Annotated in this window: 24 protein-coding genes; 17 read left to right on the top strand and 7 right to left on the bottom strand. The window is 41.6% G+C overall.

Going from position 1 to position 22,655, the window contains the following annotated elements:
• Positions 1-21 precede the first annotated feature (21 nt).
• The 3 genes from ACIQXR_RS07010 to ACIQXR_RS07020 form a co-directional block, all read right to left on the bottom strand.
• A complete protein-coding gene (locus ACIQXR_RS07010; RefSeq protein ID WP_402867526.1) occupies positions 22-1,020 on the bottom strand; it encodes an inorganic phosphate transporter in 999 nt (332 codons plus the stop codon).
• A gap of 15 nt (positions 1,021-1,035) precedes the next feature.
• Positions 1,036-1,656: a DUF47 domain-containing protein gene (locus tag ACIQXR_RS07015; protein WP_402868506.1), complete on the bottom strand. Its 621-nt coding sequence runs from the start codon at positions 1,654-1,656 to the stop codon at positions 1,036-1,038.
• A 243-nt stretch (positions 1,657-1,899) separates the two neighbouring features.
• Positions 1,900-2,898, bottom strand: a complete 999-nt coding sequence (locus tag ACIQXR_RS07020) for an inorganic phosphate transporter (protein WP_402867527.1) — start codon at positions 2,896-2,898, stop codon at positions 1,900-1,902.
• A 447-nt stretch (positions 2,899-3,345) separates the two neighbouring features.
• Here ACIQXR_RS07020 and ACIQXR_RS07025 point away from each other — a divergent pair, with 447 nt between their 5' ends.
• From ACIQXR_RS07025 to ACIQXR_RS07045, 5 genes are all read left to right on the top strand, one after another.
• Positions 3,346-4,128 (top strand): aldo/keto reductase, encoded by a 783-nt coding sequence (locus ACIQXR_RS07025; protein ID WP_402956022.1) that lies wholly within the window; start codon positions 3,346-3,348, stop codon positions 4,126-4,128.
• Positions 4,129-4,582: 454 nt separating this feature from the next.
• Positions 4,583-4,837, top strand: coding sequence for a GlsB/YeaQ/YmgE family stress response membrane protein (locus tag ACIQXR_RS07030; RefSeq protein WP_402867528.1), 255 nt, complete (start codon positions 4,583-4,585; stop codon positions 4,835-4,837).
• Positions 4,838-5,090: 253 nt separating this feature from the next.
• Positions 5,091-5,900 carry a MetQ/NlpA family ABC transporter substrate-binding protein gene (locus tag ACIQXR_RS07035; protein ID WP_402867529.1) on the top strand — a complete coding sequence of 270 codons (810 nt, stop codon included), beginning with the start codon at positions 5,091-5,093 and terminating at the stop codon, positions 5,898-5,900.
• Positions 5,901-5,976: 76 nt separating this feature from the next.
• The gene (locus ACIQXR_RS07040) at positions 5,977-7,014 is read left to right on the top strand and encodes a methionine ABC transporter ATP-binding protein (protein WP_402867530.1); all 1,038 of its coding nucleotides are present in this window, start codon (positions 5,977-5,979) and stop codon (positions 7,012-7,014) included.
• Positions 7,014-7,676 (top strand): methionine ABC transporter permease, encoded by a 663-nt coding sequence (locus ACIQXR_RS07045; RefSeq protein ID WP_403079851.1) that lies wholly within the window; start codon positions 7,014-7,016, stop codon positions 7,674-7,676. The genes ACIQXR_RS07040 and ACIQXR_RS07045 overlap by 1 nt, the downstream gene beginning before the upstream one ends.
• Before the next feature lie 45 nt (positions 7,677-7,721).
• Here the strand turns inward: ACIQXR_RS07045 and ACIQXR_RS07050 are convergent, their stop codons facing one another.
• Complete coding sequence (locus ACIQXR_RS07050; protein WP_402867531.1) at positions 7,722-8,627, bottom strand: RluA family pseudouridine synthase; 906 nt, start codon at positions 8,625-8,627, stop codon at positions 7,722-7,724.
• A 227-nt stretch (positions 8,628-8,854) separates the two neighbouring features.
• Here ACIQXR_RS07050 and ACIQXR_RS07055 point away from each other — a divergent pair, with 227 nt between their 5' ends.
• Entirely contained in the window at positions 8,855-9,277 is a 423-nt protein-coding gene (locus ACIQXR_RS07055; protein ID WP_402867532.1) for a DUF5365 family protein, read from the top strand.
• Positions 9,278-9,334: 57 nt separating this feature from the next.
• Here the strand turns inward: ACIQXR_RS07055 and ACIQXR_RS07060 are convergent, their stop codons facing one another.
• Together ACIQXR_RS07060 and ACIQXR_RS07065 are read right to left on the bottom strand one after the other, a co-directional pair.
• Entirely contained in the window at positions 9,335-9,805 is a 471-nt protein-coding gene (locus ACIQXR_RS07060; RefSeq protein ID WP_402867533.1) for a thioredoxin family protein, read from the bottom strand.
• A complete protein-coding gene (locus ACIQXR_RS07065; RefSeq protein WP_402867534.1) occupies positions 9,805-10,242 on the bottom strand; it encodes a disulfide oxidoreductase in 438 nt (145 codons plus the stop codon). Before ACIQXR_RS07065 ends, ACIQXR_RS07060 begins: the two co-directional genes overlap by 1 nt.
• A gap of 199 nt (positions 10,243-10,441) precedes the next feature.
• Here ACIQXR_RS07065 and ACIQXR_RS07070 point away from each other — a divergent pair, with 199 nt between their 5' ends.
• From ACIQXR_RS07070 to ACIQXR_RS07080, 3 genes are all read left to right on the top strand, one after another.
• Positions 10,442-11,989, top strand: coding sequence for a GNAT family N-acetyltransferase (locus tag ACIQXR_RS07070; protein ID WP_402867535.1), 1,548 nt, complete (start codon positions 10,442-10,444; stop codon positions 11,987-11,989).
• Between the two features lie 145 nt (positions 11,990-12,134).
• Complete coding sequence (locus ACIQXR_RS07075) at positions 12,135-13,865, top strand: phospho-sugar mutase (RefSeq protein WP_402867536.1); 1,731 nt, start codon at positions 12,135-12,137, stop codon at positions 13,863-13,865.
• A 182-nt stretch (positions 13,866-14,047) separates the two neighbouring features.
• Positions 14,048-14,575, top strand: a complete 528-nt coding sequence (locus tag ACIQXR_RS07080) for an NADPH-dependent FMN reductase (protein ID WP_402867537.1) — start codon at positions 14,048-14,050, stop codon at positions 14,573-14,575.
• A 118-nt stretch (positions 14,576-14,693) separates the two neighbouring features.
• Here the strand turns inward: ACIQXR_RS07080 and ACIQXR_RS07085 are convergent, their stop codons facing one another.
• Positions 14,694-14,942 carry a YhdB family protein gene (locus tag ACIQXR_RS07085; protein ID WP_402867538.1) on the bottom strand — a complete coding sequence of 83 codons (249 nt, stop codon included), beginning with the start codon at positions 14,940-14,942 and terminating at the stop codon, positions 14,694-14,696.
• Positions 14,943-15,074: 132 nt separating this feature from the next.
• Here ACIQXR_RS07085 and ACIQXR_RS07090 point away from each other — a divergent pair, with 132 nt between their 5' ends.
• From ACIQXR_RS07090 to menC, 8 genes are all read left to right on the top strand, one after another.
• The gene (locus ACIQXR_RS07090; protein WP_403079773.1) at positions 15,075-16,043 is read left to right on the top strand and encodes a M14 family zinc carboxypeptidase; all 969 of its coding nucleotides are present in this window, start codon (positions 15,075-15,077) and stop codon (positions 16,041-16,043) included.
• Between the two features lie 51 nt (positions 16,044-16,094).
• Entirely contained in the window at positions 16,095-16,415 is a 321-nt protein-coding gene (locus ACIQXR_RS07095) for a DUF3889 domain-containing protein (RefSeq protein ID WP_402867540.1), read from the top strand.
• Between the two features lie 160 nt (positions 16,416-16,575).
• Positions 16,576-17,367, top strand: a complete 792-nt coding sequence (locus ACIQXR_RS07100; protein WP_402867541.1) for a phosphotransferase — start codon at positions 16,576-16,578, stop codon at positions 17,365-17,367.
• Positions 17,368-17,530: 163 nt separating this feature from the next.
• Positions 17,531-18,412 carry a radical SAM/SPASM domain-containing protein gene (locus tag ACIQXR_RS07105; protein WP_402867542.1) on the top strand — a complete coding sequence of 294 codons (882 nt, stop codon included), beginning with the start codon at positions 17,531-17,533 and terminating at the stop codon, positions 18,410-18,412.
• Between the two features lie 198 nt (positions 18,413-18,610).
• Entirely contained in the window at positions 18,611-19,453 is an 843-nt protein-coding gene (locus ACIQXR_RS07110; RefSeq protein WP_402867543.1) for a MurR/RpiR family transcriptional regulator, read from the top strand.
• Between the two features lie 13 nt (positions 19,454-19,466).
• Entirely contained in the window at positions 19,467-20,621 is a 1,155-nt protein-coding gene (locus tag ACIQXR_RS07115) for a M20 peptidase aminoacylase family protein (protein WP_402867544.1), read from the top strand.
• Positions 20,611-21,405 (top strand): GNAT family N-acetyltransferase, encoded by a 795-nt coding sequence (locus tag ACIQXR_RS07120; protein ID WP_402867545.1) that lies wholly within the window; start codon positions 20,611-20,613, stop codon positions 21,403-21,405. The genes ACIQXR_RS07115 and ACIQXR_RS07120 overlap by 11 nt, the downstream gene beginning before the upstream one ends.
• Positions 21,406-21,420: 15 nt before the next feature.
• Positions 21,421-22,530, top strand: a complete 1,110-nt coding sequence (menC, locus tag ACIQXR_RS07125) for an o-succinylbenzoate synthase (RefSeq protein ID WP_402867546.1) — start codon at positions 21,421-21,423, stop codon at positions 22,528-22,530.
• Positions 22,531-22,655: the final 125 nt, after the last annotated feature.

Consider the following 22,655-nt stretch of genomic DNA (forward strand, 5'->3'; position numbering starts at 1 on the left):
TTCAGCAGGTTTTTGGAAACGTTAGAAAAAGAAATTAATAACCATGTAAATCAACCCTGCTAATGTAGCAGAAATAGGCAAGGTAATGAACCAAGTGATTAGCATTCTTTTTGCCGTTCCCCATTTAACACCCTTAACCCGGTGGGATGCACCGACTCCTAGGATGGAAGATGAAATAACATGAGTCGTACTTACTGGCATATGAATCAAAGTGGCACCGAAGATGATGAAGGCACCCGTTAAATCAGCGGCAACCCCATTGATAGGGCGAATCTTCATGATCTTACCACCGACGGTCTTGATGATTTTCCATCCACCAATCGATGTTCCAAGACCCATTGCCAAGGCACAACTGAATTGAACCCATAAAGCGATATCCGTGCTTGATGCATATCCATTGGCGATCAGGGCCAGTGTAATGATCCCCATCGCCTTTTGAGCATCATTCGTTCCATGTGTATACGATTGAAGGGCTGCTGTAGCAATCTGGATCGTACGGAACCTTTGATTCGTTTTCGTCAGGTTGTTGTTTTTGAAAACAACTTTAAAGATGCTGTAAACGATATACCCTATCACGAAAGCGATGATAGGAGAGAAAATCAACGCTTCGAGAATTTTCAAGAACCCTTCCCACTTAATGGAGGAGAATCCGGCTGCTGCAATTGCGGCACCTGCAATCGAACCTATCAATGCATGGGAGGAACTACTTGGTATTCCGTAATACCAAGTAAGAAGATTCCATATGATGGCCGAAAGTAGGGCAGCCATGATTACATAAGAACCATTCGGGAGGGTGAACGGATCCACAATATCCTTCGTGATCGTCTTCGCCACGCCTGTGAAAGTCATGGCTCCAACAAAATTCATGATAGCTGCTAAGATGATAGCATGCCTTGGTTTTAACGCTTTTGTTGAAACAGATGTAGCAATGGCATTCGCTGTATCATGGAAACCATTGATGAAGTCGAATGCAAGTGCTAGGAAAACAATGATAATCGTTAAAATCAATAAAGTATCCATTTTTGGGGGTACTCCTTAGGCGTTTTTCATTATGATTGTTTCAAGTGTATTGGCAACGGCTTGACAGTTGTCGGCAATTTCTTCAAGGCTCTCGTAAATCTCTTTATATTGGATGATTCTGATTGGATCTTTCTCAACCGTAAACAGGTTTTTGATGGATTGGCGTTGGATGCCATCACAAACAGATTCAAGTTCTTTAATCTTAATCGCGTTTTCACGGATCATTGGTAATTTTTTAGTAGATAGCGTATCGACAGCTGTTTCGATTTCATAGGTGCATTCTTTAATGGCATCGACGAATTTAAGCATGTACTCATCGGCATTAACGATAGAATACATTTCGAATAGAGCGGAACAATGCTCCAAACCGTCTATGACATCATCCATTCTCATGGTTAATTCAAGAATATCTTCACGCTCTATAGGAGTAATGAAGGCGTTGTTTAATTCTTTAATGATGGTGTGAACCATTTCATCGCCCTTGTGCTCATAATCTTTCATCGTATCTGAAAAAACTTTTAAGTCGCTGATATTTTTAAGCTTATAATCTGCGAAATAGTCCGCACTTTCTTTGATGTTTTGAGCAATATTTAATAACATCACTGCAAATTTGTCTTTTTTAGATTTAAAAGCCATGGTTAATGCCTCCCAATTAGTCAAGCGTAATTTTACGTATACATGTGTACGCTTTAGTATTAACAACTTGATTGTAACGAATTCATCTAGCAATAGGGAAGGTTTTTCGACGAAAATTTACAAAATCTTAATAAAACTTTACAAAAAGATAAAGGAAAAGTGAAATTTGGGAATATCTACAATGATGAAGAGAGAAAAGAGAAGAAAAAAACCTTTCCGGATTGGAAAGGTTCAAGTGTTGGATTATAAAAATAATGAAATAATATAGTATATGGTTGCAGCCAATCCTGCGGAAATTGGTAACGTGATGAACCATGTCACCAGCATGCTTTTGGCGGTTGTCCATTTTACCCCTTTGATTCGGTGAGCTGAGCCTACACCAAGTATTGAAGAGGAGATGACATGGGTTGTACTTACAGGCATATGAATGAAGGTAGCCCCTAAGATGATGGCGGCCCCCGACATATCAGCGGCCACTCCGTTTATCGGGCGGATCTTCATGATTTTCCCACCGACCGTCTTGATGATTTTCCATCCGCCGATTGAAGTACCTAAGGCCATGGCAATCGCACAGGAAAGTTGTACCCAGAATGGGATGTCGGAGCTATGAGCAAATCCATTAGCCATTAAAGCCAATGTGATGATCCCCATCGACTTTTGCGCATCATTTGTTCCGTGTGTATAGGATTGAATCGCAGCCGTAAGAATTTGAATCCTCCGGAAACGTTTATTGGTCTTGCCTAAGTTATTATTTTTAAAGATGATCTTGAAGATGCTATACACGATAAAACCGACTGCAAATGCAATGATAGGAGATAAGATCAAGGCTTGGACGATCTTAGAAAACCCACTCCACTTGATGGAATCGAAACCACCTGATATTATGGCAGCTCCAGCAATGGATCCGATGATGGCATGGGAAGAACTGCTTGGAATGCCAACGTACCAGGTGACCAAATTCCAAATGATTGCAGATAGTAGGGCAGCAAGAATGACATAAGAACCATTATTTAAGGTAAATGGATCAACAATGTCCTTTGTTATGGTTTGGGCTACCCCTGTAAAGGTCAATGCTCCCAATAAGTTCATGATCGCAGCCATGATGATGGCGTGCCGAGGTTGTAGTGCCTTAGTTGAAACAGCGGTAGCGATTGCATTGGCCGTATCATGGAACCCATTGATAAAGTCAAAAACTAAAGCAAAGAAGATAATTGCAGCTGTTAAAATGAATAGACTACTCATGCATGTAAGACTCCCTTAATGTTCAAGTATGTAAATATAAAACCTAGTTTGCGGATACAAAGTGGACGAGAGATTAGTCTTGAAACTCCTACTATTTAGAATGGGAGTTATATCGATTGATTATTCTTTTGAAAAGGTGGCACCTACTTTTAACATTTTTTTGCCCAACTATTCAATTGTAACGAATTTCTTATCTATAAGGATAGATGTTTCGTCATTTTTTTACAAAATATTTTATTCATTCGATGAAAAATTACCTATTCATTCTTTTTTTAAATAATAATGGATAGTTTACCAAAGGATTTGGTGGATTGAAAGCTGAAAATTCCGAGGTGAATGGTTAGAAATGCAAGGTATCTGATGCTATAATTGGAAAATAAAACTAAGGGGGAATGTCACGTGATTTCAAGTGTTGGTGAGAAGATAACTTTACATAATGGAGTGCAAATGCCGCAGCTGGGCTTCGGTGTCTTTAAGGTGAAAAACGGTGAGGAAACGGTTGAATCAGTCAAGAAGGCGATTGAGGTAGGTTACCGTGCAATCGATACGGCCGCCATCTACGAAAATGAAGAAGGTGTGGGGCAGGCGATTCGGGAAAGTGGCATCCCACGTGAAGAACTGTTCATTACGTCGAAAGTATGGAATACGGAACAAGGATATGAAACGACCCTTCAAGCTTTCGAGGATAGCATGGAACGTCTAGGTTTGGAGTATTTGGACTTATATTTGATCCATTGGCCAGGTCAGGATAAATACCTGGAAACATGGAAGGCACTTGAGAAACTTTATCATGATGGAAAAGTGAAAGCGATCGGCGTAAGTAATTTCCATGTTCACCATCTGGAAAACTTATTGGCAAACAGTGAGGTTAAGCCTGTCGTCAATCAAATTGAATTACATCCATTGTTAACTCAAACCGAAATTCGTGATTACTGCAAAAAACATGATATCAAGGTAGAGGCGTGGAGTCCGCTTGGACGCGGGCATTTAATCGATGAACCTACAATCAACCATATTGCGAAAAAGCATGGGAAAAGCGCTGCACAGGTATTGATCAGATGGCACCTACAACATGATATCGTAGTTATTCCAAAGTCGATTACACCTTCGCGTATCGTAGAAAATGCTCAAGTGTTCGACTTTTCATTGAGCCTTAATGAGATGAACCAAATCGACGCCTTGAATAAAAATGAACGATTCGGTAGCAACCCGGATGAACTGATTTTTTAACCAGTTTCACGAACCCTAAAAAGAGTGCCCAGAGAAATTCTGGACACTCTTTTTTTTAACATATTATAGATGGAAACTGTCTATACTAACAGTGGAAGACGAAATGAAAAATAGTATATACCCCTTTCTCTACATCGATAATCTCTTTTTCGGTTCCAAAAAAATTAAAATAAAATAAGGTTTTAGATTTAGAATAAGGGGAAAATACTTAGTACAACAGCAAACAAGAAGAAAACACACACAGACATTAAGCGGTGTCCAATCAACTTCATTTTAAAATGACAATTACCTTTTTAAATAACCAAAAACATTCGCATTATTAAGATATGCGTACCAGGCATTATACCTTTTGAGTGTAAAGGTTATGGTGTTGATCGGACACGAATAATGAAAGTGATGAGTATTTCTTCAAGTCTGTTGAATAAAATTCATTTACTCAAGGAGGAAATATATTATGGGATTCTTATGGTCATTAATTATCGGTGGTATTATCGGTTGGTTAGCAGGTATGATTATCGGACGTGACGTACCATTCGGTATCGTTGGTAACATCATTGCAGGTTTTGTTGGTGCATGGTTAGGTTCATTAATTCTTGGAACTTGGGGACCTTCAGTAGCAGATTTCGCTATCATTCCAGCATTAATCGGTGCTATCGTATTTGTCTTCATCTTAAGCTTAATCTTAAGAGGAACAAGAAAAGCTTCATAAATAAAGAAAATGTAGCTGGCCTAAACGGCCAGCTTATTTTTTTGGGGGAATTTCAAGGCAATCGCTTTTAGCAGTTGCCTTATTTCCGTTAATTAGTATGGAAAAAAGTAATATTTGCTATTTAAATATATAAAAATTATTGTCATTTACTTAAGAAAAAGGATAAATAATCAATATATAGGATGAATGTAAAATTATGATGTTTTTAAAATAATAATAATTGTATACTGAAAAATGGGGAGGGAGAATGAGAATGATGAAAATGATGGGGATGCTTCTTGCAGTCACGGGCTTATTATTAGTGGCTGGCTGCGGTAGTGAAGAGAAAGTTCAAGAACAGACGATTAAAGTGGGCGTTTCCGCGGGCCCTTTTGAAGAGGTGGCCAAAAAGGTGAAAGAGGTGGCCAAGGAAGAGGGAATCAAAATGGAGATTGTCCCATTCAATGATTTCGTCACGCCTAACCGCGCTCTTGAAAATGGGGACTTGGATGTAAATGTATTCCAAACCAAACCATATTTAGAACAATATAACGAGAATCACAAAGCCAATATCGCAACTGTGGGGAAGGTTTTCACCACGAATATGGCTTTTTATTCGAAAAAATACAAAACGATCGAGGAAATTCCTGAAGGGGCCACTCTAGGAATCATGAATGATCCTCTTAATCTGTGGCGTGGTCTTTTGTTATATGAAGAAGCGGGTTTAATTAAATTGAAGCCGGGTCTTGAAAACTACGCAACCATCCAGGACATCGCAGAAAATCCAAAAAAATTGAAATTCAAGGAGTTAGAAGGCGGCATGCTTGCTCCAGCGATGAATAGCCTGGACGTAGCGATTATCCCTAGTAATTTTGCAATCCAGAATGGATACGACCCGAAGGAAGATCCATTATATATCGAACAAGGGGACAAGTTCCCGATTTACTTGGCAACCGCAGAAGAAAATAAAGATAATGAAGACTATAAAAAATTAACTGAATTATATAGTTCCAAAGAAGTGAAAGCATTCATTAAAGAAAAGTACGATGGTGTGTTCAAAACGGTCGATCATCCTTTTGAATAAAAGGAGAGAAAGGCACAGTAAAGAAGGCTCTTTGCTGGTCCAAACCTGGAAATGAAGGATAAGTAGGGGGGCTAGAATGATCCAGCTGACTGATATACACAAAACATATGTAGAGGGAAAAAAAAGCATTCATGCCTTAAAGGGTGTATCCCTTTCCGTGAATAGGGGAGAGATTTTCGGTGTGATTGGTTTTAGCGGAGCCGGAAAGAGTACGTTGCTTCGTACGGTCAATCTACTGGAAAAGCCGACTAGCGGAAAAGTCATGGTGAATGGAGTCGATTTACTGCAATTGAGTGAACGGGAATTGCGGTCATCCCGAAAGAAAATAGGGATGATCTTTCAGCATTTTAATTTGCTGGATTCCTATAATGTGTTTGATAATGTCGCAGAAATCTTAAGAATGAATAAGATGTCCAAACGAGAAATCAAGCAAAAAGTTGACGGTTTGCTTTCGTTAGTGGGCTTGCAGGATAAAGCGGGGGAATATCCTGCTCAGCTGTCAGGAGGACAAAAGCAAAGGGTGGGGATCGCTCGAGCCTTGGCGATGGACCCCGAACTTCTTTTATGTGATGAGGCCACCTCCGCGTTAGATCCACAAACCACGGAATCCATTCTTGAACTTTTGCTTGATATTAATGAAAAGATGGGGTTGACGATCATGCTGATCACCCATGAGATGGATGTCATTAAAAAAATCTGTGATCGGGTGGCTGTCATGGAGCAGGGGGAAATCATCGAACAGGGGTCAGTTCATGATATTTTCAGTACACCTCAAGCCCCGACGACGAAAAACTTCATCCGAACCGTTTTTGATGATACGGTTCCAAAAGACTTGTTGAATAAAATGCAGGGAAGTTCGTCCTATAAAGTTGTCAGGATCTCATTCAGGGGAGACGATGCACTTAATCCTGTGCTACATTCCCTTGCCATACGGTTTTCCGTGGTCACCAATGTGCTAAGCGGTTCGATGATTTCAGTGAAAGGAATGCCACTTGGGATGATGGTGCTACATATTTCAGGTAAGGAAGAATCGATTTTACAGGCCATCGATTTTCTCAAACAGGCGGTTCATCATGTGGAAATAAAACAGGATCCCGAGGTGATGATGTCATGATGGAGAGATTGGTAGAGATGTCGCCGTTATTTACACAGTCGCTTTACGAAACATTAATGATGGTTGGGGTCGCTCTTTTCGTTGCCACCATCATTGGCATTCCGCTTGGGGTGTTATTGGTGATAACAAGAAAAGATCATCTTGCACCTAGTAAAATGGTCTTTCTTATATTGAATATACTTGTTAACATCATCCGGTCCGTGCCGTTCATCATCTTGATCGTGGCCATCATCCCTTTCACTGAATGGGTGGCAGGCACGGCGATAGGCGTTAAGGGTGCGATTGTCCCGCTGATCGTATTTACCGCCCCGTATATCGCACGATTGATAGAAACGGCTTTGCTTGAAGTGGACCGCGGCATCATTGAAGCCTACTTGGCCATGGGAGCGACACGGACACAAATCATCTTTCGAATCATGTTACGCGAAGCTAGACCAGGGATCGTCCTTTGTTTGACGATTGCAACGATAGGGTTGATCGGAGCAACGGCAATGGCCGGGGCTGTGGGAGCGGGGGGACTCGGTGATCTGGCACTACGGTATGGGTACCAACAATGGGATCTTCCTGTCATGTTCCTGACGGTCCTCCTATTGATCTGCCTCGTTCAGCTAATCCAATCTTTTGGGAATTGGGCGGCCGCTACATTAAAAAAAGGATCATAATCAAAAAAAGCTGGCTCAAAGACGATGAGCCAGCTTTTTTATGGTTTATAACGTATCAAAGATACTGGGCTTATCCAGGAAAGGCGCTTCGATGGCGATTTTTTCTTCGGAGATAGGATGGATGAATTCTATTTTCCTGGCATGAAGGGCCTGACGTGGAAAGGACCTCTTTCCGCCATACAGAGTATCCCCGGCCAATGGATGATTCAAGTGGCTGAAGTGCACCCGGATTTGATGGGTCCTGCCACTTTCTAATGTGCAGCTGACAAGTGTCCGATTTTCTTTAGGGTACCGTTCAAGGACTTGATAATGAGTGATGGCTGTCTGTCCGGATGGAGATACTCTTCGTCTCGTCGCATGATGCCGGTCCCGCCCAATCTTTTCTTCGATTTTTCCTGCGTTTTTTTGAAGGATCCCTTCCACTAAAGCATAATAGGTTCTCTTGATGTTCCGTTCTTCAAGCATTCTATCGAGCATGGAGCCGGTCAGTCGCTCTTTAGCAAAAAGGACGGCGCCGGTGGTATCTTTATCGAGTCTATGAATATGTTTTATCATGCAGGTTTGGCCGGTTACCTGAAGGTGGTGGGCCACCCCGTTGATCAGCGAATTCCTATCACCGGAATGAGAGGGGTGGGTATCCATTCCTGCCGGTTTGTTTGCGATCAATAACAAATCATCTTCATATAAGATGGTGATTCCCAAATCTGTAGCGGGTACTCGATCATCATCAACGTGAAGCAACGGAATCCGGATCGTATCCCCTTCAGAAATTTGACTTGTCCAAGGAGTGATGACATCATTCACTTTTACTTCCTTACTCATTCTCCATTCATGAACAAGTTTCTTTGGAGCCTTCCAATGGTCTCTAAAAAGACCTTCTAATGTAAAACCATCCAATTGTTTATGTACAGTGATGAATAATTCATCGTTTTTTACTGTGAAATGTTTCAAATTTATTCCTACTTTCGTTGGATTAGATTGTATTTTTAAGAAAAAAATATATAATAATTACAATGAACTGTGAAAAAAGAATCATTAGACCTATTGAAAATGAGTCGGTGGGTTAAATTACCACATTATTTTTACAGTTTTTATGTTATTCTATAAAAAAAAGGATGATCCTCTAAGATTAAGCAAACAAAGATAGGACCAAAGTATTTGAAAAAGGTGGTTTTGTTGTGAAGGTTGTCTCTCCATCAACGGAAGAACAAGAGCAAGAAATTGCTGATCTTGTTGAACGTTTCTACGAATCTGTATTTCCGAGTTACTTCACAAAAGATGAAATCCTTCATTTTAAAGAAATAGGCGTTTTACAGCCTAATAAAGACCGTTTCACCTACAATGGTACACTTAGGGAAGCGTATCAGGTGATGACATGCCTTCAAGTCCTCCTAACCATTATGGACAAGGAGGAGAAGGTGGATTCAAAGGCAACTGAACGTAAATCAGATGAATTGTTCAAGCGCAACATTACACTTTTGAATGAATGCGGGATATTCTTCCCCTTCGATTCTAATCATTTTAACCGAATGAGCGAACATGTGGGAATGGAAGGTTTGTCCATGTACAATGTTCAAGTGGCGAATTCATACTTAGTATAAGGCAAATAAAAAGAACCGGCTATAACGGACTGTTCCCGTTATAGCCGGTTCTTTTTATTAATTGATGTCGTTTTCCTCGAACCATTCTTTAAAGTCTGACTTTTCATGGTAGCCAACTAACCGGGCTTTTTCTTTTCCATCAACATAATGGACAATGGTCGGCGTGCTCTCTATCCCATAATCGCTCCATCCTTGCTCGAATTCCAATAAATTGTATTGAACAAGGTCAATGCCCATCTCTTCGGCCAGGGGTGCGACGACTGGGGTGGTTTTTTGGCAATGCACGCATGTAGGGCTATAATAGTAAACCGTCACTGCTTCTTTTTCCTGCAGGTCATTCTCTAACTCGGCGGGGAGAATCAGATTTTGATAATTGGGATCATCCAATTGATCGACGGTGGCGGATTTAAGACTATCTTTTCCGTAAGGATTGCCCTTTGCCTTTTCTTCTTTTTTCATATTGGTCACAACGCCCAATACGATAAATAGGGCGACGATTATTACTAAGAATATCGCAATCTTTTTCATTAAGCTGAAGCCTCCTTGGATCTTGTCCATACGATGTAGCTGCATAGGAATATAATGATGAATGCAACGAGAGCTAAGGCAGGGATCGTAATAAATCCAAACCAGTTAATATATTGACCTGTACATGGGACCCTTCCGCACGCAAGGGAATGGTCGGAAAATAATGAAACCTTTTGAATCAAATAGTGATAGGTTGAAATGAGTGCACCGATACCGGACAATATCATGGTATAAAAGCTGATCCAATGGTCCTTACGAATGATGGCTATACCTAAAATGACTGTAAAAGGATACATGATGATCCGTTGATACCAGCAAAGGGTACAAGGTTCGTATTGCTTAATTTCAGAAAAATATAAGCTTCCAAACATGGCAATGATGGAAGCAGCCCATGCAATAAATAGCCAGTTTTCTTTACTGTCTTTTGTCTTGTTCATCGCTTCCCTACTCCACCTTCTTTTTCTTTAATAAAAGTATAGTCTGTATCGATGGCGTCTGTAAAATATATGTTCTTAAAATATGCTTCAGACGGGGTTTTTTCCAGGTACATAACAAGGGAATTAGGAGTTTCAAGTGTTATATTTTTAAAATTAGGGGTATAATCTTCGATGAAGAGAATAAAGGAGCCTGAGAAAAATGCCTAATTTAGACCTGCATAAATTTGAGAAAATCATGGAAATACGAAATATGAAGCTAGGGGACATAGACGAAATCATTGCTATGCAAGCGTCTTGTTTTCCAGGGATGGATCCATGGAAACGAGATCAGCTCGAGAGCCATTTGGAAATCTTTCCGGAGGGCCAATTCGTAGCTGAGTACGATGGCAGAGTGATTGGTTCTTGTTCAAGCCTCATTATCAATTTTGACGAATATGATGATCGCCATACTTGGGATGATGTAACGGATAATGGCTACATCACGAATCACAATCCAGACGGTTATAATCTATATGGAATTGAAGTCATGGTTCATCCAAAATTCCGCAGGATGAAAATAGGACAACGACTATATGATTCAAGAAAAGAACTAGCTGCACAAATGAACCTGAAAAGTATCATTATCGGCGGCAGAATTCCAAACTACCATAAGTATGCGGATGAATTGCTACCGAGAGAATACGTCAAGGAAGTGCAACTGCATAAAATATATGATCCAGTCTTATCGTTCCAGCTTTTAAATGGGTTCACCCTTATGAGGATCAATCCCAACTATTTGCCTGATGATCTGGCTTCCAATAAATACGCGACACTCATGGAATGGAATAATTGGGATTACCAACCGAAATCGAAGCGTTATTACAAGACGTCCGAACCTGTTCGGATATGCGTCGTGCAATACATGCTCCGTCGTATCGAATCATTTGAAGATTTCGCGAACCAAGTGGAGTATTTCACGGATGTAGCGTCCGACGCCAATGCTGATTTCGCTGTATTCCCAGAGCTGTTCACAACCCAGTTGATGTCGTTCTTAAATGAACGGTCTCCAAGTCTGGCAGTCAGGAAGCTTTCGGAATTCACGGAGCAGTACATTGAATTGTTCACGAAGCTTGCAGTAAGATATAACGTCAATATCATCGGTGGTTCTCATTTCGTTAAAGAGGAAGATGACAATATTTATAATATTGCCTACTTGTTCCGTCGCGACGGAACCATTGAGAAACAATATAAAATCCATATTACACCAAATGAAAGAAAGTGGTGGGGGATTAATGCGGGAGACCGCGTACGTGTCTTTGATACGGATTGCGGAAAGATCGCGATTCAAATTTGTTATGACATCGAATTCCCGGAACTTGCTCGTATAGCGACAGATATGGGTGCCAAGATCATTTTCACACCTTTCTGTACGGAAGACCGACAAGGTTATCTGAGGGTTCGCTATTGTGCCCAGGCACGTGCTGTGGAGAATCAGGTCTACACAGTCATCTCCGGAACTGTCGGGAACTTGCCACAAACGGAAAACATGGATATCCAATATGCACAGTCTGGAATTTTTGCCCCTTCAGACTTCGAGTTTGCCCGTGATGGTATCGTAGGGGAAACGAGCCCTAACCTTGAGATGGTGCTTATCGGCGATGTTGATCTGGAAATCTTACGACGGGAGCGTCAATCCGGTACGGTAAGACAATTAAAAGATCGTCGCCATGACATTTACAAATTGCAATACCAAAAAGGAGATAAATAAGGATTTACATGTGCTCGTGACGAAAAAGCAACAGTTGCTTTTTCGTCACGAGCCTTTACTTCATTTATGGGGAAAAATATGTTAATTTTATAATAGGGTTAATACATAAAATTCAAAATATGGGCGTTGAGAGGAGATGTTGGAGATGGAATGGAAATCTTTCTACACCGCTTGGGCAGGTTACCAGAATTTAAATGGGGAATTACGTGTCCTGCTCGAGGAAATGCAACGGGATGAAGCAAAACTCGAAGATGCCTTTTATAAGAACTTGGAATTTGGGACAGGTGGCATGCGTGGGGAAATTGGAGCTGGAACGAACCGGATGAACCTATATACGGTTCGAAAGGCAACGGTGGGACTGGCACAATATATTTCATCATTCGGGGAAGAGGCAAAAAGTAGAGGGACGGTCATCGCCTATGATTCGAGGCACAAGTCACCGGAATTCGCACTGGAAGCGGCTAAAACATTGGCGACTTTCGGTGTGAAAGCCTACTTATTCGATGAGCTGCGACCAACGCCTGAATTATCGTTTGCCGTCCGGGAGCTGAATGCCTTTGCTGGAATCGTGATTACAGCAAGCCATAACCCTCCTGAATATAACGGATACAAAGTTTACGGACCGGATGGTGCACAGTTGCCTCCAATAGCCGCGGACCAGGTCATTCAGTACGTGAATGCCATTGAAAGTGAACTTGATATACAAATTAAAGAAGTGGAAGCGTTAAAAGAGAAGGGGCTTATCGAGATCATTGGGGAAGAGTTGGATATCGCTTATAATCAACAGCTTTTGACGGTTCCTGAGAATCCGCATTTAGCCGAAGAAATGGATGTGTCACTTGTCTTCACCCCTCTTCATGGGACAGCCAATAAATCGGTTAGGCGCGCACTTAAGGACCTGGGGTATCACAATGTCCATGTCGTCAAGGAACAGGAATTGCCCGATCCGGACTTTTCGACGGTGAAATCTCCTAATCCTGAGGAGTCAGCCGCATTTGAAATGGCCATCGAACTTGGCAATCAGGTGGAAGCCGATCTATTGATTGCAACGGACCCTGATGCCGACCGGTTAGGGATTGCCGTGAAAAACGAAGCGAATCAATATGTCGTTTTAACTGGTAATCAAACGGGAGCCTTGTTCTTGGATTACTTATTGAGTCAGCAAAAGGAAAAAGGGACGATTCCTCAGAATGGAGTGGTCTTGAAAACAATTGTGACTTCGGAAATCGGGAGGACGATTGCAAAGTCCTACGGGTTGGAGACGGTGGATGTTCTGACTGGCTTCAAGTTCATTGCCGAGAAAATAAATGAGTATCAGAAAACCGGGGCACATAGCTTCGTTTTCGGGTATGAAGAAAGTTACGGCTATCTAATCAAGGATTTCGCCCGTGATAAAGATGCCATCCAAGCAGCGGTTCTTGCTGTTGAAGTATGTGCTTATTACAAAAAGCAGGGCTTGACCCTTTACCAAGGCTTGATGAATGTCTTTGAAAAATACGGATTCTATTTGGAAGGGCTACGTTCATTAACCCTAAAAGGAATGGAAGGGGCAAAACAGATCCAAGGAATATTGGATCGATTCAGGCAAAACCCACCTACCCAAATAGGGGGTATCCCCGTAGTCATCGCCGAAGATTATCAGAACGGTAAAAAGTACGATTTGAGAACGACTGTTGAGGAAGTGATTGAACTTCCGACATCCAACGTTTTAAAATATTTCCTCGATGATGGAACGTGGGTATGCCTCCGTCCTTCAGGTACCGAACCGAAAATTAAATTCTATTTCGGGGTCCAAGGAAGTTCCCTGCAGGAATCGGAAGATAAGCTTTCCGCCGTCATTAACGATTTCATGAGTGAAATAGAAGCTTTGGTGTAATAAATAAAGGGAGAGCGAAGGCAAGTTCTTCGTTCTTTGTTCCGAAATAGGATAGAAATGGAATGTCTCAAATTCAAGGAAATTACGCATGGACTTTGGTATACTGATTGAGGATAATGGGATATTTTGATGAAATATATTTCAGACCTATCATTTCAAACTTACCAAGGAGGGGAATATCCATGAAATTAGTCATCATTAATGGTTCACCACGTAAACAAGGACGTACAGGGATTGCTTCACGCTTCATATCTAAACAATACGGAGCAGAATTAATCGATTTAAGCAATAGTGAAATCCCTTTATATACCGGGGAAGGCGAGCAATACCAATTGAAAGTGATTCAAGATCTTCGCACAAGCATCGAAGAAGCGGATGGTGTCATTTTAACGACGCCGGAATATCATGGTTCTATGAGTGGTGCTTTGAAAAATGCGTTGGATTTCCTAAGCAGCGATCAATTCACACATAAACCAGTCGCGCTTCTTGCCGTTTCAGGCGGAGGTAAAGGTGGAATCAACGCGTTGAATTCCGTGAGAACGGTAGGCCGCAGCCTTTATGCGAACGTGATTCCAAAACAACTAGTACTTGATCCGCACTGCTTCGATTACGAAAATGACGGATTGAATGAAGAATCCGCATTGCTTGTCGACGCTTTGATGGATGAATTGAAAATGTATGCAAGTGCATATGCGACAATAAAGAAATAATGGAAAAAGGGGTCAGGTATGAAAATACCTGACCCCTTCCTTGTTTCCATTAGGGTTTCACCAGCCATAGTTTAATCCCTGATAAGCAACTTGCATAATATTTCCCATTTTGTACAAACTATTGTTGAACTTCCGTTACATATTCATATTCACTCGTCTGTTCAGCAGCATGATCGAGATAACGAAATAGGGCATACAGCTGAGATTGAACGATTTGGTAATCATGCTCAAACCGATATGCGTGTAAAAAATGCTCAATTTTCTTCGAAAGAATGTGATCTTTCGTTCGTACCATCAAAACTAAAAGGCTGTCCCAATCCGATCGGTGTGTGTGAAACAACGCCTGATCATAATCCGCTATCCTCATATCATTCTCCTCCTTACTAAGGAGCTATTTGTATTTTGTACAGAATGGGCAGAAGCTCTCCTTACAATAAGTGGCGATATAGAAAAACCGCGTTTGTTGTTTTTTACCTGAATAATAATCAAAGGTGAGTTCATGAAAAAAATCATTTTGCTTTGGTGGATCTGTTTTCTGCTATATCCTTCATACGCATTCTCTGAACAGCTATATTCACCCGAAACAATGGAAAAAGATCTTCTGGAAATGGAAAAAAAGTATCAACTAAAAACGGTAACAATCGGTGAAACTGAAAAAGGAAAACCGATAAAGGCCGTTAAACTTGGTAGGGGCCAGAAGTCGATTTTAATGGTCGGTGCCCATCATGGACGGGAATGGCTTAGTACGATGATTCTGATGAAGATGCTACAAGATTATGCCTCCGCCTATCAAACATGTGAGCCAATCGGTGGAATCCCCTCGGATTTATTGGATGAGGTCAGCATCTGGTTCATCCCGATGTTAAATCCTGACGGGGTCAGGATCCAGCAGGGTGATTTCTCTCACTTAAATGTATGGGAGCGAGTGGCGGTCTGGAAAATGAACGACTATAGCACAGAGTGGTCCCGGTGGAAAGCCAATGCGAATGGCATCGATTTAAACAGGCAATATCCAAGTGGTTGGGATGACATAATCAATGAAGCGAAACAACCCACGTATCAGTTTTATAAAGGAAAACGTCCACTGATGGCATCGGAGGCAAAAGCACTTGTGTCCTTCACGAAGAAGCTCGACCCCCTTATTGCTGTTTCCTACCATACGTCTGGACGGGAAATATTTTGGCACTATCACAATAAACCTAAGAACATGGCAAGGGATTACGGCATAGCGAAGAAAACGGCAGAGCTAACCGGTTATGAACTGACCATCCCGGAAAAGGAAGCAATAGGCAGTGGATTTACGGATTGGTTCATTACCGAATTCGAGCGGCCGGCGCTGACCATTGAACTTAGTTATTTAGTGGAGGAAACGAATCCACCCTTGTCCGTATTTCCCGAAGAATGGGACCGGAACCGTCAAGTGGGGATGATGCTTGTCCAAGAAGCGAATCGATTGAATAACTATTGAGATGTTATACATAATAAGACTAATAAGTGAGAAATGTTGGGAGGTAAAGGGATGAAAAAACTTCTGATGCTGGTCATGGGGCTCATGATACTAACGCAAATGGCTCCAAGTGCACCAATTGCTGCAACCCCGGATTACGAGAAATACGGGAAGATTGCCATCACTGTCGTTCAGGCCGATTATCCTGGAGACGATGTGACCGACTATCAATATAAAGGCCGTAAAAATTTGGGCAATAAACAAGTGGAAGACGACTTTGTATTCGTAGTGGTGGAAAATGGCAAGGAATTCAACGTCATCGTTACCGTCCAGCATGATCTGGAGAATAAAAAGCTTTTGAGCTTGAAGGTCATGGAACAGAAAAGAAAATGAATGCAAAGGAATCAGCACCTTCTTTTTATCGAAGGTGCTTTTTTCTATGTCCGTAGTTGCATCTGCATCCATATCTAGATTGTTTTGGTTCTGACCTATGATACACTAGAATTAACATGGTTTTCCTGTGAATAGTTGCATGATCAGTGGAGGTGTATCTATGCCCAATCTTTCCAATGAGGAAGAGTTAACAGGTGGGAACGTTTCGAAAGTATATCGTTCAGGTGATACCGTCAGACGGGAAATGAAGCCAAATAGCCAAAGGATTCATGCGTTATTAAAGCACCTGGAGGGAAAAGGTTACGAATATGCCCCTAAATTCCTTGGTATCGATGATAAGGGCAGAGAAATTCTATCTTTCATTGAAGGAGAAGCGGGGAATTATCCTCTACAAACATACATGTGGTCAGAAGATGTCTTACGGGAAATCGCTAAGATGCTCCGTCTTTATCATGATGCTGTAAGCGACTTTTCATTGGATGATCATTGGCAAGCAATCGATAATACCCCACAGCAAGCGGAGGTGTTATGCCATAATGACTTTGCCATGTACAACATCATTTTTCAAAATGAACGACCGATTGGCATTATTGATTTTGATGTGGCTGGACCTGGTCCACGACTTTGGGACATCGCGTATACGCTTTACACTTGTGTTCCATTAAGCAGATTGTATCTTACTGAGACGGGTGAGACGGTCCATTATCATTCAGTTCACGATGCTTCCCGCATAAAAAACAGGGTTAGATCATTTTTTGATGCTTACGGTGAAGGAATTGCGGAGAATTATATCGAGATGATCCTGTTACGTTTAGAAGGATTATGTAAGACAATCACAAGAAGAGCGAGTGAAGGTGATCTTGCCTTTCAAAAGATGGTGGAGCAAGGTCATCTTCAACATTACCGAAACGATATGACATTCATTTCTGAGCATAGGAAGGAATGGACATAAATGCTGATCCTCTAAAGGGACTTAAGGGAAGAAAGAAGGGAACTTCTAAATGTGGAAGTTCCCTTCATTTTGTTCGGAAATCCATTTTTCCATTGCATTTATAAGGAAGGAACAAGTATAGTTAATAACAGATTAAATACAGCAAGATTTTAGGGGAATTATAATGAGAAAGTTTAAAAAAGTATATGTCGAAATAACGAACATATGTAATCTGAAGTGTAATTTTTGTCCGAGTTCTAGCTTGCAAAGGACATTGAAATTTATGAATCCAGAAGGTTTTACGCACGTGATTGAAAAGATAAAACCACATACGGACCATATATATTTCCATCTAATGGGTGAACCATTTTTGAATAAAGATTTGGGCACGTTCCTGGATATTAGCGCCGAGAATGATTTGAAAGTGAATATTACGACAAACGGCACACTGATCCAAAAGGTGAAGGATAAGCTTCTGTCCAAAAAAGCGCTTCGTCAGGTGAATATTTCCCTTCATAGTTTTGAAGCGAATGATACGAGCAATAGCCTGGAAAGTTACGTAAGTAATATAACGGATTTCATTAATGAGGCAAATGCAACGAGTGAAGTGATCTGTGCCATACGACTATGGAATATGGATTCAGATGAACTTAAAGCGAGTAATGGGTTGAATGATGATATTCTTTCGATGTTGGAAGAGAAGCTTTCACTGGACATTCGTTTAAGTGAAGCCCTTCAGGAAAAGAATAATATCAAACTGAAGGATCGGGTTTATATCAATATGGCGGAAAAATTCGAGTGGCCGGAACTTGACCGCGATATCATTGATGAAAATATTTTCTGCTATGCATTGAGAGATCAACTAGGAATCTTGGTGGATGGTACGGTGGTTCCTTGTTGCTTGGATAGTGAAGGAAAGATACCACTTGGGAATATATTCGATTCATCCCTAGAAGAAATCCTGGATGGCGAACGGGCGAAGAATATGTATGATGGCTTCTCGAGAAGATGCGCCGTTGAAGAACTCTGTAAACGATGTGGCTACGCAAAGCGCCACAAAAAATAAAAGATGGATGTAACCCACGGAGATACTCTTCGTGGGTTTTTTCGAATTCATTCTGAATATTTTATTAAAATATTCAGAATATTATTGATTTATGGAAAGGTGGGTGTTAGAATGTTCTCTATTATCGGTGAAGTTATAACTTCAAATATATTTAAAAAAAGTATACGATTCATTTTTGTTACTGAAGGGAAGGATTTTATGGATGTTCAGCAAAAAGCAAAAGAGATATTCCCGGCATTAACGACTGGGCAAAAAAAAGTGGCCAAATACTTGTTGACTCATGCCCATACATTTGCCGTCAGTCCAGCTCAAGCGTTAGGGAAAGAAATTGGCGTGAGTGAGACCACGATCATTCGCTTTTGTTATTCTCTAGGGCTAAGTGGTTTTGCTGAACTTCAAAAACTGATTCGCAATCAGCTGATTTTCGAGAGCAGTAGCTTGAATGAATACCATACTTCTAAACTCGAAGTCGCAAACGAGCCAAACTTCATGGCACAAGTGATGGAACAAGATATCGAGAGCATCAAAAAGACCATACATAATCTATCAAATGAGGATTTTACAAAAGCGGTGGACAAAATTACGTCAGCCGATAGTATTTTAATCTCCGGACATCGTTTATCCTTTTCGGCCGCACATTGGCTGACGTTCACACTAAGGCTTGTGAAGGAGGATGTTCATTTATACCGGCCGGATACAGACGATATCTTTTTACAATTGGATAAAATGACGGAACGTTCCGTTTTCATAGCGATATCCTTTCACCGTTATGTGAAAGAAACGGTGAAAATTACGGAGATGGCTAAACAGGCTGGGGCCTTTGTGATCGGGATTACCGACTCCGAACTTGCCCCTCTTGCAGATTTCGCGGATGTCTTATTACCGGTATCAACGCCGAAGACTTCGACCATCGATACAGCACCTGTTTTATTTTCCTTATTGAATAGTTTAGTAGCGGGTGTCTCAATAAAAGACGAACAAGGATTCAAAGATAGAAAGTGTAAATACGACACATTTAAACAGGATGATTTTTTCTTCTGAAGGGGAGTTGGAAATGGATATAACACAATCACTTGTAAAGTTAAGACCACGGATCATCGAGATATTTGACCATCTGCACGCTCATCCAGAAACGAGTTGGAATGAAGTGAAGACAACAGACTTCATTGCGGACATTTTAACGGAAAACCAATGTACCGTGACAAGATTTGCCGACTGTACCGGCGTGATTGGTGAGATGGGGGAAGGCCGGTTCACGGTGGGCCTACGATCGGATATCGATGCATTATGGCAAGAAGTGAATGACACATTCCAGGCCAACCATTCATGTGGCCACGATGGGCATATGACTCTGGCTCTTGGCGTTTTCCTTGTATTGAAGGAAATGAACTTTCAACCAAAAGGGAAACTCAAATTCCTTTTTCAGCCTGCAGAAGAAAAAGGAACGGGTGCCTTGAAGATGATTGAGGAAAAAGTCGTCGATGATATAGATTTTCTGTATGGCGTGCATGTAAGGCCTGCGGAGGAAGTGAGCGATGGCCAGGCGGCACCAGCCATCGTTCATGGTTCAGCACAGTTCATAAAGGGCGAAATCCTAGGAACGGATGCACATGGTGCAAGGCCCCATCAAGGTCAAAATGCAATCGAGATCGGGGCCTCTTTCATCACATTGTTGAACAGCATCCATCTTAATCCTTCCATCCCTTATTCCGTGAAAATGACGCAGTTTTCTGCAGGCGGGGAAAGTTCGAATATCATTCCAGGGAAGGCTACTTTTTCGCTGGACTTGCGCGCCCAGGATAATGATGTCATGAAGGAATTGACCATGAAGGTGAAGAAAATCGCACAAGCTCTGGCCATTGCCAATGGCGTTGAAATTACCCTTGAACCAAGTGCATATGTAGCCGCTGCACATGTTGACGAACAAGCCCAAGCCATCATGGCAGAAGCCATAACAGATACACTCGGTAAAGAAAATTTGGTGCCTCCCGTCATTACGACTGGTGGAGAGGATTTTCATTTTTATACGTTGAAGAAACCGACCATTAAAGCGACGATGCTTGGATTGGGTTGTGGCTTAACGCCAGGCCTGCATCATCCACTTATGACCTTTAATAAAGAAGCGCTGCTTTCGGGGATCGAGATTCTGACGAAAGCCATCCTTCTTACTTTCGATAAATATGGAGAAGGGGATCGCCATGACTCATGAATTACACATCAAATCATTATCGACATTAGAAGAGTTACAAGAGGTGCAACAATTGGAGACGCTTGTATGGGGGATGAATTCCATACCAACCCACCAGACGCTGACGGCAGTTAAAAACGGGGGGCTTGTCATAGGCGGTTACCTCGATGAGCAGTTAGTGGGCTTTCAATACAGCTTCCCTGGTTTTAAGGATGGAAAGGTCTTTCTTTGCTCACACTTGTTGGCGATCCATCCGGAACATCAAAAGAAGGGGTACGGAAGATTGCTTAAATTGGCACAAAAAGAAGAAGCACTGAAAAAGGGCTACGACTTGATTTGCTGGACATACGATCCGTTGGAAAGCGTGAATGCGAATTTAAATATCGGAAAACTTAAAGCAGTTTGCCGTACCTATATGGAAGATTGTTACGGAAAGCTTGAAGGCTCACTTAATGAAGGGCTGTCGACGGACCGCTTCATGGTGGAATGGACGATCAATCAAGATTTGCAGTCGGATGCGAATCTCCCTAGTGAAGCGTCACAATTAGTGACGATAGAAAAGGATGAACAAGGTTTTCCAGTCATCACGGAATATAGGCTGGATACACAAGCAGACGTCATTGCCATTCCGATACCAACGGAGATACAAAAAATGAAGAAGGAAAATCTTTCGTTGGCGATTGATTGGCGTTCGAAAACAAGAGAGATATTCAAAAACCTCTTTGCCCAGGGATATGCTGTAGTGGGAATTGAACGGATCAAAGAGGACAACATACAACATTACATCTTACAAAAACAGAAATAAGTGGGGGAATTAAACATGAAAATAAAAGAAGTGCGTTTACGTCATCTGAATATGGATTTGATTGCTCCATTCACAACTAGCTTTGGTACATTCGTGGATAAAGAGTTTATTTTAGTAGAGGTGAAAAATGAAGCGGGATTATCAGGATGGGCTGAATCTGTAGCTTTTGCCGCGCCATGGTATAACGAAGAAACCATCAAAACGAACTGGACGATGCTGGAGGATTTCCTGATTCCGCTCGTGCTTGATAAAGAAATAGAGCACCCAGGTGAAGTAGCGGAACTGTTCGCTCATATTCGGAAAAATAATATGGCGAAATCGGCAATCGAAGGAGCTATTTGGGATCTGTACGCGAAAGAAAAGAACATTCCACTGAGCACGGCACTAGGTGGAGAGCTGGATAAAATCGATGTCGGCATCAGTATCGGTATCCAAAAAACCGTTCCAGATTTATTGAAAAAAATCGAGAATGGACTGAAAGATGGTTATAAACGAATCAAGATAAAGATTCAGCCGGGCTGGGACGTCGATGTTATCAGGGAAGTACGTAATCATTATCCGGATGTACCGATCATGGCGGATGCAAACTCGGCTTACCGTTTGAAGGATATCGAATTATTGAAACAGCTGGATCAATTCGATTTAATGATGATCGAGCAGCCTTTGTCATCGGATGATATTGTCGATCATGCGACATTGCAAGCGAGCATCACAACACCGATTTGCTTGGATGAAAGCATACATTCCGTCGAAGATGCCAGAAAGGCGCTGGATTTGGGAAGCTGTAAAATCATCAATATCAAGATTGGTAGAGTGGGTGGCTTAACGGAAGCTAAGAAAATTCATGATTTATGTAAAGAGCGAAACGTGCCAGTATGGTGCGGTGGCATGTTGGAATCTGGGGTCGGTCGTGCACATAATATCGCATTGACCACACTTGATAATTTTACATTGCCTGGCGATACGGCCGCTTCTGCGAATTATTGGCATAAAGACATCATTAAGCCGGAAGTGACGGTGGAAGATGGGGTCATCACCGTGCCAAAGACGGCAGGTATTGGATACGAAGTAGATACGACCATTGTCGATGAATTTACCTCCTATAGTAAACGATACAAAAATTGAGCAGGTTGAGTCCGCCAAGCTTTGGTATTTTCTTACTGAAGATTGGCGGAGCTTTAAACGTGAGGTAGCCAAAAGCTACCCATGCACAAAATTGTCAGAATTATCTTTAAAATGGGGTGGATTTC

The organism is Peribacillus sp. NPDC097224 (genome assembly GCF_044761985.1).
Taxonomy (GTDB): domain Bacteria; phylum Bacillota; class Bacilli; order Bacillales; family DSM-1321; genus Peribacillus.